Source organism: Agrobacterium vacciniicorymbosi (genome assembly GCF_040427045.1).
In the GTDB taxonomy this organism is placed as follows: domain Bacteria; phylum Pseudomonadota; class Alphaproteobacteria; order Rhizobiales; family Rhizobiaceae; genus Agrobacterium.
Map to the genome: position 1 here is coordinate 257,673 of NZ_JBETMF010000004.1, position 12,126 is coordinate 269,798.

13 protein-coding genes and 1 pseudogene are annotated in these 12,126 nt (G+C 58.3%); 3 read left to right on the plus strand and 11 right to left on the minus strand.

What is annotated here, in order from left to right; genetic code table 11:
* Positions 1-183: 183 nt before the first annotated feature.
* The 10 genes and pseudogenes from fliP to flgB all read right to left on the minus strand — a co-directional run bounded on the left by fliP (position 184) and on the right by flgB (position 6,382).
* A complete protein-coding gene (gene fliP / locus ABUK73_RS08850) occupies positions 184-921 on the minus strand; it encodes a flagellar type III secretion system pore protein FliP (RefSeq protein WP_113089747.1) in 738 nt (245 codons plus the stop codon).
* Positions 918-1,451: a flagellar basal body-associated FliL family protein gene (locus ABUK73_RS08855; protein ID WP_113089748.1), complete on the minus strand. Its 534-nt coding sequence runs from the start codon at positions 1,449-1,451 to the stop codon at positions 918-920. The genes fliP and ABUK73_RS08855 overlap by 4 nt, the downstream gene beginning before the upstream one ends.
* A gap of 85 nt (positions 1,452-1,536) precedes the next feature.
* Positions 1,537-2,262 (minus strand): flagellar basal body L-ring protein FlgH, encoded by a 726-nt coding sequence (gene flgH, locus ABUK73_RS08860; RefSeq protein WP_113089749.1) that lies wholly within the window; start codon positions 2,260-2,262, stop codon positions 1,537-1,539.
* A complete protein-coding gene (locus ABUK73_RS08865) occupies positions 2,259-2,789 on the minus strand; it encodes a MotE family protein (RefSeq protein WP_353576945.1) in 531 nt (176 codons plus the stop codon). The genes flgH and ABUK73_RS08865 overlap by 4 nt, the downstream gene beginning before the upstream one ends.
* A pseudogene (locus ABUK73_RS08870) lies at positions 2,786-3,823 on the minus strand (flagellar basal body P-ring protein FlgI); the annotation flags it as partial. The pseudogene ABUK73_RS08870 and the gene ABUK73_RS08865, both read right to left, overlap by 4 nt.
* An 83-nt stretch (positions 3,824-3,906) precedes the next feature.
* A complete protein-coding gene (flgA, locus tag ABUK73_RS08875; protein WP_113089752.1) occupies positions 3,907-4,395 on the minus strand; it encodes a flagellar basal body P-ring formation chaperone FlgA in 489 nt (162 codons plus the stop codon).
* A gap of 16 nt (positions 4,396-4,411) precedes the next feature.
* Positions 4,412-5,200 carry a flagellar basal-body rod protein FlgG gene (gene flgG / locus ABUK73_RS08880; RefSeq protein ID WP_353576946.1) on the minus strand — a complete coding sequence of 263 codons (789 nt, stop codon included), beginning with the start codon at positions 5,198-5,200 and terminating at the stop codon, positions 4,412-4,414.
* A gap of 18 nt (positions 5,201-5,218) precedes the next feature.
* Positions 5,219-5,575 carry a flagellar hook-basal body complex protein FliE gene (locus ABUK73_RS08885; protein ID WP_113089754.1) on the minus strand — a complete coding sequence of 119 codons (357 nt, stop codon included), beginning with the start codon at positions 5,573-5,575 and terminating at the stop codon, positions 5,219-5,221.
* The gene (gene flgC, locus ABUK73_RS08890; RefSeq protein WP_353576947.1) at positions 5,575-5,991 is read right to left on the minus strand and encodes a flagellar basal body rod protein FlgC; all 417 of its coding nucleotides are present in this window, start codon (positions 5,989-5,991) and stop codon (positions 5,575-5,577) included. Before flgC ends, ABUK73_RS08885 begins: the two co-directional genes overlap by 1 nt.
* Before the next feature lies 1 nt (position 5,992).
* On the minus strand, positions 5,993-6,382 hold the full coding sequence (gene flgB / locus ABUK73_RS08895; RefSeq protein WP_113089756.1) for a flagellar basal body rod protein FlgB: 390 nt from the start codon (positions 6,380-6,382) through the stop codon (positions 5,993-5,995).
* A gap of 230 nt (positions 6,383-6,612) precedes the next feature.
* Here flgB and ABUK73_RS08900 point away from each other — a divergent pair, with 230 nt between their 5' ends.
* Complete coding sequence (locus ABUK73_RS08900) at positions 6,613-8,406, plus strand: GumC domain-containing protein (protein ID WP_353576948.1); 1,794 nt, start codon at positions 6,613-6,615, stop codon at positions 8,404-8,406.
* Between the two features lie 85 nt (positions 8,407-8,491).
* Positions 8,492-9,391, plus strand: coding sequence for a bifunctional methylenetetrahydrofolate dehydrogenase/methenyltetrahydrofolate cyclohydrolase FolD (folD, locus tag ABUK73_RS08905; protein ID WP_353576949.1), 900 nt, complete (start codon positions 8,492-8,494; stop codon positions 9,389-9,391).
* A gap of 22 nt (positions 9,392-9,413) precedes the next feature.
* Here folD and ABUK73_RS08910 read toward each other — a convergent pair whose 3' ends face one another.
* Entirely contained in the window at positions 9,414-10,436 is a 1,023-nt protein-coding gene (locus ABUK73_RS08910; RefSeq protein ID WP_353576950.1) for a LacI family DNA-binding transcriptional regulator, read from the minus strand.
* 286 nt (positions 10,437-10,722) lie between these two features.
* Here ABUK73_RS08910 and ABUK73_RS08915 point away from each other — a divergent pair, with 286 nt between their 5' ends.
* A complete protein-coding gene (locus ABUK73_RS08915; RefSeq protein WP_353576951.1) occupies positions 10,723-12,084 on the plus strand; it encodes an ABC transporter substrate-binding protein in 1,362 nt (453 codons plus the stop codon).
* Positions 12,085-12,126 lie beyond the last annotated feature (42 nt).

Here is a 12,126-nt window from a genome sequence, read left to right on the forward strand (position 1 = left end):
CGTGAAGTCACTTACGCTCTCGGGTAGGGCTTAGGGGTGGCCTCCTCCATACGACCCGCAGGGGGTGCATCGCGCTGCTCGGCGCTAGCTTCTTGATGGCAATATGAGCGGCCAGTAGGGCAGTCGCGCTATTGGGTTATCGTTCCACCGCATAAGCCAGGAGCATCGGTTAAGGCGAGTGGATCAGGAGAACGATCTGACGAGCGAGCCGACCAGCAAATTCCAGCCATCGATCAGCACGAAGAACAGAATCTTGAACGGCAGTGAAATCGAGGTGGGCGGCAGCATCATCATACCCATCGCCATGGTGATGGTCGCGACAACCATGTCGATGACCAGAAACGGCAGGATGATGAGGAAGCCGATTTCAAAACCGCGACGGATTTCGGACAGCATGAAGGCTGGGATGAGGACGCGATATTGCGGCACATTGCCGTTCATCGTTTCCTGGCCCCGTTCATTCGCCAGATCCACGAAAAGCGCGAGATCCTTGGGCCGAGTGTTGTTCGTCATGAAGGCGCGGAACGGTTCTGCGGCGCGTTCCACGGCCTGGGCCTCGGTGATCTGGTTCTGCAGCATCGGCTGAATGCCGTCCTGCCAGGACCGCTCGAAGGTCGGTGCCATGACGTAGAAGGTCATGAACATCGCCATGCTGGTGAGGATCATGGTGGACGGCGTGGTGCCCAGACCCATGCCGGAGCGCAGAATGGAAAAGGCAATGATGAAACGAGGAAAGCTCGTTACCATGATCAGAATGCCGGGCGCGATGGACAGAACCGTCAGCAGCCCGAAGGTGCGAATGATCCACGCAGCCGCAGAACCGTCCAGCGGCAGATTGAGCAAATCTGCTGGCGACTGTTGGGCAAATGCAAGCCCTGGGGTGAGGGCTAGAACAAGCAGAAGGGCGATTTTTCGAATCATTCGATCACAAAGGTTCTGAAGAGAACCTTGGATACGCGCCCTTTTGATCTGAGGTCAACGATTTCTCTTAGGTCATCCCTAAGATATTGAAAGCCGCGTGGGCCCTGAAGCTGCTGGAGAGAGACGGTTCTGAGATAGGCAAGCATTTCCTGATGCAAGTCCTGAGCGAGTGCCGTGTCGCCGGGACCGGAAAATTGCAGGGCCAGTTCAAGCCTTATCCAGTTGTCGGTGGGGTAACCAAGGTTGGTAACGATGGGATCAAGCGTGATCAGGCTGGGGCCTGTCCCCGCGGCGCCATGCTCACCTGCTGCCGGTGCGGCACCATGTCCGCCTTCGGCCGCTGCCGTTGCGGGCGCGTGTTCCGCCGGGCTTGGCGGTGTGGCGGCTGCGGGTGCGGACGGCACAAGCAAGGTCTTGCCGACGAAAAATCCACCGCCGAGCCCCAGTAGCGAAAGCACGGCGATAACGCCCGCAGTCACGACAATCGACGGCTTTTTGGGTGCAGCGGGTTCGGTGGTCGTAAGGCTCATATTCGTTTCTAACGTCTGTCCCGGAGAGCAGCCCGTGCGGAATGCGGCGGGCCGAATGCCTGTTTATGCTACGCTATGTGCGCCGTCAGATCGGTGAGAACAGGTCGACGACCTGCTGGCCCACCGGCGGCTGCTGGATTTCGGTGATGCGACCGCGACCGCCGTAGGAAATACGGGCTTCAGCAATCTTTTCATAAGAAATCGTGTTCTCGGAATTGACGTCCTGCGGACGCACGATACCGGCCACGTTGAGAATACGCACCTCGTGGTTGACGCGTACTTCCTGCGAGCCGCTGATCAGCAGATTGCCATTTTCCAGAATGCCGGTCACGACGGCGGCGACCAGCAGCGTCAATTTTTCGGCACGGCTGATCGAGCCTTTGCCGTTGGATTCGCTGGTATTGTCGAAGCTCATGCTCGAATCCGCCTGCGGCTTCCAGCCAAGAATTTCGGCATTCGCCTTCCAGCCGGTGTCACGATTGTTTTTTCTGGTCCGGTCCGTCTCGTTGTCGAAGGTTGCCTTGTCATTGATCTGGATGTTGACCGTCAGGATGTCACCGATGTTGAGCGCACGGGCGTCCTTGAAGAGGGCGGCCTTGCTGTCGCTCCACAGCGAGTAACCGCTGGCCGAGCGCAATGGCTGCTTGGGGTAGGACGCCAGCTGTGGCGCCTGGCTGAACTGCAATCCACTGCCGATCGGGCTCATTGCCGGGGCGTTACCGATTTCTTTCAGCGTCTGGTTTTGTGTGATGCTGGAGCAACCAGTCAGAACACTTGCGGCAGACAGGACAAGGATGAGCGCTTTGTTCATGACGGATCTCTTGATGTGGTTTTATCGGCAGCACTGGACATGATCGATGCGACCATGGCAGCCTTCTTGGCGTCCATTTCGGCAAGGATCAGGCCCGACTGGCGGGGAGGCAGCTTCATGATGATGGCGGCCGCAAGACCTGCATCGACCTGCTCCAACTGTGGGGCGGCAGCATCTGCCTTCATCGTCTTGTAGACGTTGACGAGGTTGCCTTCGGCCTGCTGCATGAAATCATTACGGCGCTTCAGCCAGTCCTCATATTCGGCTTTTCGTGCTTCCATGACGGCGATGCGGTTATCGACATCCTGTTGCAGATTTTCGAGTTCCTGCTTCTGCATGAGGTAGCGCTGGTCACGCGCCTGATCGATGATGTTGGTGCAATATTGCTGGATTTCCTGGCCACTCGTGTCGCCGGATGTCACGCGCAACTGCTCCTGCGCCCTTGCGGAAGGCAGGGCGGCAACCATGACGAACACGGCAAGCAGCGTGCGGCGGGGCGTGAAGAGGTCGGTAAGCTTAGCCATCATTGCAACACCAGTTCTGCTTGCAGCGCGCCGGCTGACTTAATGCCCTGAAGAATGGAGATGATGCCATCGGGCTTTACGCCGATATTGTTCAACCCGGCGACCAGTGAGCGCAGGTTCGGTCCTTCGAGTATGGCGACGGGCCCGCCCTTGTCGATAACGGAAATGTCCGTCTGCGGCTGGACGGCGGTCTGGCCACGGCTGAACGGTGCAGGCTGGATCACTTGCGGTGTCTCAGTGACCTGAACGGTCAGCGTGCCATAGCTAACGGCAACCTGTGAAATGCGCACATCAGCGCCGATGACGATGGTACCGGTGCGTTCGTTGATGACGACCTTGGCAGGCGTGTCGGTTTCGACGGCAAGATTTTCGATACTGGCCATCAGACGGGTGAGGTCCGCGGTTCTCGGCTTCTGGATGAACACGACCTGACTGTCGCGTGCTTCCGCAATCGGCTCACCAAACGAGGTGCGCGCGTAGTTGTTTATGGCATCGGCAATGCGTGTGGATGTCGAGAAGTCGGGGTTGCGTAGTTGCAGGACCAGATTGACGGAGTCCTTGAACTGCGATGGCAATTCGCGCTCGATGATCGCGCCGCTTGGAACGCGTCCGGCGGTGGTTACGCCCTGCGTCAACTGTGCGGCCTGACCTTCGGCATTGAAACCGGAAACGATGACAGAGCCCTGTGCCACGGCGTAAATCTGCCCGTCAGCGCCGGACATGGAGGTCATGATCAGCGTGCCGCCGCGCAGCGACGAGGCATCGCCCAAAGAGCTGACATTGACGTCGAGACGGCTGCCGGGGCTGGCGAATGGCGGAAGATTGGCGGTGACCATGACGGCGGCGACATTCTTCGAGCCGCTCTGGTTGCCCTGCATCGAAATGCCGAGGTTCTGCAACATGGCCTTCATCGACTGTTCGGTGAAGGGCGACGAACGCATGCCGTCGCCGGACCCTTGAAGGCCGACGACGAGACCGTATCCGATCAACTGGTTTTCACGCCCGGCCTGCAAGGAGGCAATGTCTTTGACGCGCGCATTGGCTTGGGAATAGGCTGTCGGTGTCGTCACGAAAAGCGTGGCGACAATCATGGTGGCAGCAATCAGGCCCTGACGAAAACTCATTTCTCAAAAACCTCCACGGTTCCGTCTTCCTTGGCGGTTCCACTGATTGTCACGCCGGTGTCGCGGTTGCGAACACGCACCACTTCGCCCGCCATGCCATCTTCAATGGCCGTGCCGGAGGCTGAAAGGTTCATGCCACCCGTGCTGTAGGTGATCCTGATGGTCGTACCGCGCTGAACCGCAAAGGGATCGCGCAGATCGCTCGGCGTAATGGTGCGGCCTGCAACCAGCGTGCGCTTGGAAACCTTGCCCAGCACGATTTGCAGATTATCGACATAGCCGGGGGCAAGGTTGGGGTTGGTGACGAGAACTTCCGTCACGCGGTCGCGGGTGATGATGTCGCCGGCGAAAATAGTGCCAGTTGGAACAACGGCGTGTTTTTGCTGCGAAAGAGCGGCCTGGGGTGCGAACACCACCAGGCTGACCATGACCGCAAGCGCCATTTTGCAGAGACTGCCAGGCACGTTTTTCGGGCGAAACTTCATGTTACCCTACCTTCGTTTACTTCAGATTCTGACTGACGATCGTCGCCATTTCGTCGGCTGTGGTGATGACCTTCGAGTTCATTTCATAAGCACGCTGCGCCGAAATCAGGTCGGTGATTTCCTTGACGGAATCGACGTTCGAGCTTTCGAGGTAACCCTGCTTGATATAGCCGAAGCCAACGGACTGAGGCGTGGCATCGACCGCGTTGCCGGACGCTTCCGTCTGCTGGAACAGGTTGTCGCCCAATGGCTTCAAACCGGCTTCGTTGGCAAAGTTGCTCATCTGCAACTGACCGAGTTCGGTCAGAGTGTTGGCAGTGCCGATACGAACCGAAACGATACCATCCTGGCTGATCGTGGTTTCCGTGGCGTCGGTAGGAACCGTAATGGCTGGCAGAACCGGCAGGCCGTCCACGGTGACCAGACGGCCAGTGGAATCAAGGTTCAAGGCACCCGCACGCGTATAGAGCGTGTTGTTGTCCGGACCCTGCACCTGCAGCCAGCCCTTGCCGACGATGGCGACATCGAGCGTGTTGCCCGTCTGGCTGATTTCGCCCTGAATGTGCAGCTTGCGCACGGCAGAGGTCTGCACGCCGAGACCGATATTGGCGCCTTCCGGAACCACGGACTGGTTGGCGCGGTTCATCACGCCCTGTGCACGCTCTGTCTGGTACAGAAGGTCGGTAAACTCGGCGCGGCCGCGCTTGAACGCCGTCGTGTTGATGTTCGCGATGTTGTTCGCGATGACCTCAAGGTTCGTCTGCTGGGCATCCATGCCCGTTGCTGCAATGGCTAGTGCTCTCATTTTTTATGTCCTTAAGCGTCAGATCTGCATTTTCACGATATCGAGATAGGCCGAGACGATCTTGTCGCGCAGAGCCACGGCGGTCTTGAGTGTCTGGTCGGCCTGCATGACGGCATCGACCACTTCACGCGTGTTGGCCTTGCCCTGAATACCGGCAAAGGACATAGCTTCACCCTGCTTCAGCGATTGCACCGCATCCGATGCTACGCCGCCCAGAACACTGGCAAAGCTTGGGCCGGTGACTGAGGTCGCTACGTTTGCTGCGGTGGAAATGGCATTTCCTGCCAGCGAGGAAATGCCCGATGTGATCTCGCTCACACCGTCTGTGGCAGATTTGCTGGTCAGCGATTTCAGGCTGCTAATGGCGTCGATCATCACTGACCCTTCAATAAGTCGATGGTTGAGGTGATCAGGTCGCGCGTCTGCTTGATGACCTGCAAATTGGCTTCATAGCTGCGGTTGGCTTCGCGAAGGTCGGCCATTTCAATCAGCATGTTCACGTTGGGCAGCTTGACCATGCCTTTTTCGTCGGCGGCCGGGCTGTCGGGATCGTATTCCTGCGTGAAATCGGAACGGTCGACACCCAGCTTCTTCACCTCGACGAGGTTCGTCTGGCTGGCGCGATCAAGCTCCGTTGCGAAAGTAATGGTCTTGCGCCGATAGGGATCGGCACCGGGCGTATCGCCCGTGGTTCTGGAGTTGGCTATGTTTTCCGAGACGATGCGCAGGCGTGTTGCCTGAGCTTCCATCCCGCTGCCTGCAATCTTCAATGAAGACGATAGAGAGTCCATGTTACTTGCCCACCGCGGTCAACATCATGTTGTGGAAGGAGCGGACGAGTTGCGTGTTCAGTTCGTACTGACGCTTGATCTCGCCCGTTTTGGCCATTTCGGTTGAAAGAGAAACGGTATTGCCGGATTCCTGCATGCCGATTTCGTTTGCAAGCGGAGCGGTTTCCAGCCCGATCTTGCCGGCACCCGTCATTGCCAACTCCATATGGGCCGCATTGGTACGGGCCATCTGCATGCCGACAGATTGCAGTTCGGACTCGAAAGGAACGACGTCCTTTGCGGTGAACTTTGGTGTGTTGGCATTCGCGATGTTGCTGGCGACGACTTCTTGACGCACAGAAAGCCATTCGGCCTGCCGGGATGCCAGCGAAAAAAGCTGAATCGGCTGCATGACAATTCTCCGTGTTTAACTTGAAGCTTGTTTAGGTTCACAATCTTGCGCGGGACTTGCGGGCGGGGGCTTTCGGTCGCCAGCGTGGCGTCGTACCGGCAAATGACAGTTTTAACCGTTGTTAACCTTTTGTTTGCCTTATCGCTTTAGGGTTTGTTCATATTCTCGACGGTCGAGATTCCCTGTAACCCTATGGGTTTGCGATGGTTTTTAAGAGCGACAGACGTGTTATGCCGAATCAGGGTGCGCTTCGCGAAAGGCTTGGCGCAGCCTCCTGGCGGCGATATCTGCTCTCTGCCGGTATCGTTCTTTCATTGACCGCATCCGGCATCTTCCTGCCGGGCGTGCTGCTGGAGCCGGGCCTAAAGGGCTTTGCATCCTACGCCAGCGTCAAGGTATCGAACCCGCGCACCGGCACAGCTGGCATACAGCGCACGACCTTGCAGCTGCGCGAGAGCCTCCTGTCTCCCGTCGCGCTTAGCCTCATCGTCTCCGATCTCGACCTTCAGCCCAAGGATTTGATCGGCGCTGCGGATCAGGGCCATTTTTCAGTTCTCCTGGATTTGCTGGCTGGCGGCGGTAAAGATGCCGAAGCCGTGGTCGGTGCTACCGAAGATGCGTTGAAGAATGCCGTATCCATATCATCCGCACCATCGAGCCCGGAAATCGGCATCGATGTTACGGCGGCAACGCCGGAAGCGTCGCAGCGAATTGCCGAATATTTCGCTAACCGCATAGTCAGGGACATTGGCTCGGAGCAGCGTAATCCCGAGCTTCAGGCCGTCGAGGCAGCACGCGTGGCGCTCGACAGTGCCGAGGCGGCATTGACCGGTTTCCAGATGCGTCACGGCAATGACGCCGTTTCCCGTATCCAGGGTTTGCAGCAGAGAATTCGCGAAGACGATGCGACCACGGCTGCACTGACTGTGAAGAATAAAGAACTGGCTGACGCCATTTCCTCCGCTTCATCCATGAAGGTGGAGGATGTTCTCAATAGAAATCTGCCAGCGATAGATACCTTCGCGCCGCTTGAAACCATCCGCCAGACTTACACCGCCGCGAAACTGGCGCTGGCGGAAGTCAGCGTCGATCACGGGCCGAAGCACCCCCGCACCATTGCCGCTCAGACGACGGTTGACGCCGCCCGCGCAACCGCCATGCCTGCGCTGCGCCGCGTGCTGGAAGCCTTGAAGCAGGAGCAGGCAACTATCACGGCCGCGCTGGAAACCCACGCAGGCACGCGTGCCAAACTGGACGAAGACTTGCAGGCTCTGGGCGATGCGCCTGCCGATCTGGCCAGGCTGGAAACGGCGCTTGAAAAGGCGCGTAGCGACTACATCATTTCCAGCGATGCGGCTGGCACCTTCTCCAGCGCCCCGCGTGTCAGCGCCGCTCTTGCGACGCCAGCGGAGATCGGGGTCGCCAATTATGACAGCTTCACAGCCAATGCCATGGCCCTTGCCGGTGGCGCTGCCGGGCTGTTGCTGTCTCTCTTCGTCTTGAGCTTCAAGCGGAAGGAAGATGACGTGGAGCAGGTCGAACTGTCCGAGGCTACCGAAACCGAGGTCGTCGTTGAGGCGGCGACGGCAGAGACGGAGCTTGCCGACACCATCGAAATAGCGCCTGCCATCTTCGATGATCTGGTGAATGTCGATGTCAAACCGCAACCGGTTGCCGACGCGGCACTGGCCGAAGCCGAGGCTGCGGAAATCGCGTCTTTGATTGCCGAAGAATATGTGCAGGAAATCGAAACGCCCTACGATGAACCCGCCAACGACGTTCCGCTCGATGAGCGTGTCCGTCAGGTTCTGATGCGCAATGCCGTTTCTCTGGAGCAGGCGGCGACAACAAGAAAGCCGACCTTCAAGCTCCCGCCACTCCTGGCGGCGGCGCTGGCCGGTCAGGCGGAGCATGCCCAGGCAGAAACCGAGGAGTTGCGGGCCCTGCGCCAGGAACTGGCCATGTTGAGGGCGCGTCTGTTCGAGCAGAATATCCAGGAAGAACGCGAACGCAAACGCGCCTGACCCGCCGATTTTTCTTGCAATCCACCGTGCCGCACAGCATTAGGGCGCTAGCTAGATAGCTATCTCGTTCCTAGGAGGCAGGCATATGGTAGTGGTCATTGACGGCAAGGCAAAGGCGGCATCTGTCATCGAGACCGTGCGCGAAGCGGCGGCAGGTCTGGAACAGCAGACGGGTGTCAAAACCGGACTTGCAGTGGTGATCGTGGGCGATGACCCGGCCAGTCATGCCTATGTCAATTCCAAGAGCAAAATGGCCAAGGAATGCGGTTTCAAGTCGGTTCAGCACACGCTGCCCGAAGAAACCACGCAGGCCGATCTGGAAGCTTTGGTCGCGACATTGAACGCCGACGCCTCCATCCATGGCATTCTGGTGCAACTACCATTGCCGAAGCATCTGGACTCCGTTCCTGTCATCCAGTCCATTCTGCCGGAAAAGGATGTGGACGGTCTGAGTTTCGTCAATGCCGGAAAGCTGGCGGCGGGCGATCTCGAAACCGGCATGATTTCCTGCACGCCCGCTGGCTCCATGTTGCTGGTTCGCAGCATTCACGGTGAAGACCTCTCCGGCCTCAATGCCGTCGTCATCGGTCGCTCCAACCTGTTCGGCAAGCCGATGGGACAACTGCTGCTGAATGCGAATGCGACAGTCACCATGGCGCATTCGCGCACCAAGGATCTCGCTGCGGTTTGCCGCAATGCCGATATCCTCGTTGCTGCCGTCGGTCGTCCGCAGATGGTCAAGGGCGATTGGGTGAAGCCCGGCGCAACCGTCATCGATGTCGGCATCAACCGCGTGCCCGCACCGGAAAAGGGCGAGGGCAAGTCCCGTCTGGTCGGCGATGTCGCCTTTGATGAGGCCAGCGCCGTTGCCGCGGCCATCACGCCTGTTCCCGGCGGTGTCGGCCCGATGACGATTGCCATGCTGATGGCAAACACCGTCATTGCCGCGCATCACGCTTCCGGCAAGTCCGCTCCGAAATTCTGATCGGTGTTTCGCAACGACGCGCTCAGCCTTGCGCTGGGCCCGTCGAGCCACGCACCACAAGCTCGGCTTTCCATAATTCCTGAAGACAGTCCGGTTGCCCGCTCTTGATCTGGTTGATCAGCCGCTCGGCAATGCGCGATCCCGCCGCCCGCAACGACGACCTTGTCGTCGTCAGCGGTACGGAAAAGTTGACGGGCTTCAGCAGCGGCAGCACGTCGTCATGGGCAATGAGCGATATGTCCCGCCCCGGCTTCAGGCCTCTATGATTGAGCGACCGGACGGCACCCAATGCAAGCGCCGTCGATGCGCAAATGACAGCTGTCGGGCGATCAGGGCGCGACAGCAGTTTCTCCATTGTGAGAAACCCAGCCTCGTCATTCATGATGCCATGGCTGACATTCTCAGGACTGAGCACGTATCCACGCTCGGCAAGGGCTGCCTCCACTCCGCGATGGCGGCGAAAGGTGAAATCGTAACCTTCAGGACCATTCAAAAGCGCGATGTTGCGATGACCAAGCTGCAACAGAAGCGATGTCGCATCACGAAATGCGGTCTCATTGTCCACATCGAGAAAAGGGTAATCCGTTTCCACACCCCATGAGCGCCCGTGCACCATGAAGGGGATAGACAGGCTCTTCATCATTTCGATGCGGGGATCGCTCTTTTTCATATAGGCGAGATAGATGCCGTCTACGCCGCCGCTGGCTGCAAGCTCTCTCAGCGCATTCTGTTCATTGGCAGGATCGGTCGGCATGATGACGAGGTGAAAGCCGTTGCGGGCGGAAGCCTCGCCCAGGCCGCTCAGAAACTCGCCGAAATGCACATCGGACTGATGCTCCGGCCCGGTCGGCATGACGAGACCGATGGAGCCCATCTTGCCCGTCGCAAGCCGTTGGGCGGCAGCATTGGGCCTATAGCCGGTTTTCCTTGCAGCTTCGATGATCTTGCGGCGTGTTTCGGCGTTGACCTCGGGATAGCCGTTCAGTGCGCGGCTGATGGTGGTTTGCGAGATGCCGAGCAGCTGCGATAATTGTTTCAGGTTCACGATCTGCAGCCCTCGCTTTATTTGCTGAATATGTATGGAACCTTTATGCGCCCAGTGAGTTCCCAAACCGCTTTGAAAGATAGCGAGTCTTATTGTTGTTCACAATTGGAAAGTGATATTTGTTCGCCTGCAATCTTCGTATTACGCTGCGATATATTGGGTTAAAACGTCATAGTTGCGCGGACGTCTTGACTCCTGTTCCCTCTCAATGAGATGAATAGGCGGCCAAAGCGCTTTGAGTATTTTTACGGGCGATAGCCTGACAATGTGATGGGAGGTAGATCACATGAAGAAGACTTTCTGGACGACCGTGGCCATAGCGACGCTTTTCTCCGGTGCAGCCCTTGCGGCAGACCTGAAGTTCAAGCCCGGCGAAGACGCGAAATTCAACTGGAAAAGCTACGAAGACTACAAGGCTGCCAATGCCAGCCTGAAGGGCGAAACCCTGACGATCTTCGGCCCATGGCGCGGCGAAGACGAGGCCCTGTTCCAGTCGGTTCTGGCCTATTTTGCCGATGCGACCGGCGTCAACGTCCGCTATTCCTCTTCGGAAAACTACGAGCAGCAGATCGTTATCGATACGCAGGCCGGTTCTCCTCCCAATGTCGCCATTCTCCCGCAGCCCGGCCTTCTGGCCGACCTCGCCGCCAAGGGCCTGCTGACGCCGCTGGGTGATGAGACGGCAAACTGGGTCAAGGAAAACTACGGCGCGGGCCAGTCCTGGGTCGATCTCGGCATGTACCCCGGCAAGGATGGCCAGAAGGCCTATTTCGCCTTCCCGTTCAAGGCAGACGTGAAGTCGCTAGTCTGGTATGTGCCGGAAAACTTTGAGGAAGCGGGCTACGAGGTTCCCAAAAGCGTGGAAGACTTGGTCAAGCTTAGTGACCAGATTGTAAAGGACGGCGGCACGCCATGGTGCATCGGTCTCGGTTCCGGCGGCGCAACCGGCTGGCCCGGCACAGACTGGGTCGAAGACTTCATGCTGCGCACGCAGCCGCTGGATGTCTATCTGAAGTGGACGACCAACGAGGTGAAGTTCAACGATCCGCGCGTCGTTGCCGCCATCGAGGAGTTCGGCAAGTTCGCCAAGAACGACAAGTATGTCTCGGGTGGCGCGGCCGCCGTTGCTTCCACCGACTTCCGCGATAGCCCCAAGGGCCTCTTCGACATTCCGCCGAAGTGCTACCTGCATCGTCAGGCCTCGTTCATTCCGTCCTTCTTCCCAGAGGGAACCAAGGTCGGAACGGATGTCGATTTCTTCTACATGCCGACATTTGCCTCCAAGCCTGAACTCGGCAAGCCGGTTCTGGGTGCCGGCACGCTCTTCACCATTACCAAGGACTCCAAGGCCGCACGCGCTTTCGTGGAGTTCCTGAAGACACCGATTGCGCATGAAGTGTGGATGGCGCAGTCAGGCTTCCTGACACCCTACAAGAACGTCAATCTCGCTGCCTATGCCAGCGAGCAGACCAAGCGTCAGGGTGAAATTCTCACCTCCGCCACCAGCTTCGGCTTTGACGGTTCGGACCTTATGCCCGGCAAGATCGGTGCTGGCGCCTTCTGGACGGGTATGGTCGATTTCGTCGGCGGTAAATCTGCGCAGCAGGTTGGTGACGATATCCAGAAGGCCTGGGACGGCCTGAAATAAGCAGACACTCCGCCCGGCAGTGCAAAGCCATTGCCGGGTCGT

What these genes read in the sequence shown, in the direction of transcription:
- flgH (WP_113089749.1), bottom strand. Translation starts at nt 2,262, where the DNA reads ATGAACAAAGCGCTCATCCTTGTCCTGTCTGCCGCAAGTGTTCTGACT.
- ABUK73_RS08885 (WP_113089754.1), bottom strand. Translation starts at nt 5,575, where the DNA reads ATGATCGACGCCATTAGCAGCCTGAAATCGCTGACCAGCAAATCTGCC.
- fliP (WP_113089747.1), bottom strand. Translation starts at nt 921, where the DNA reads ATGATTCGAAAAATCGCCCTTCTGCTTGTTCTAGCCCTCACCCCAGGG.
- ABUK73_RS08915 (WP_353576951.1), top strand. Translation starts at nt 10,723, where the DNA reads ATGAAGAAGACTTTCTGGACGACCGTGGCCATAGCGACGCTTTTCTCC.
- ABUK73_RS08900 (WP_353576948.1), top strand. Translation starts at nt 6,613, where the DNA reads ATGCCGAATCAGGGTGCGCTTCGCGAAAGGCTTGGCGCAGCCTCCTGG.
- ABUK73_RS08855 (WP_113089748.1), bottom strand. Translation starts at nt 1,451, where the DNA reads ATGAGCCTTACGACCACCGAACCCGCTGCACCCAAAAAGCCGTCGATT.
- flgB (WP_113089756.1), bottom strand. Translation starts at nt 6,382, where the DNA reads ATGCAGCCGATTCAGCTTTTTTCGCTGGCATCCCGGCAGGCCGAATGG.
- ABUK73_RS08865 (WP_353576945.1), bottom strand. Translation starts at nt 2,789, where the DNA reads ATGATGGCTAAGCTTACCGACCTCTTCACGCCCCGCCGCACGCTGCTT.
- flgA (WP_113089752.1), bottom strand. Translation starts at nt 4,395, where the DNA reads ATGAAGTTTCGCCCGAAAAACGTGCCTGGCAGTCTCTGCAAAATGGCG.
- folD (WP_353576949.1), top strand. Translation starts at nt 8,492, where the DNA reads ATGGTAGTGGTCATTGACGGCAAGGCAAAGGCGGCATCTGTCATCGAG.
- flgG (WP_353576946.1), bottom strand. Translation starts at nt 5,200, where the DNA reads ATGAGAGCACTAGCCATTGCAGCAACGGGCATGGATGCCCAGCAGACG.
- flgC (WP_353576947.1), bottom strand. Translation starts at nt 5,991, where the DNA reads ATGGACTCTCTATCGTCTTCATTGAAGATTGCAGGCAGCGGGATGGAA.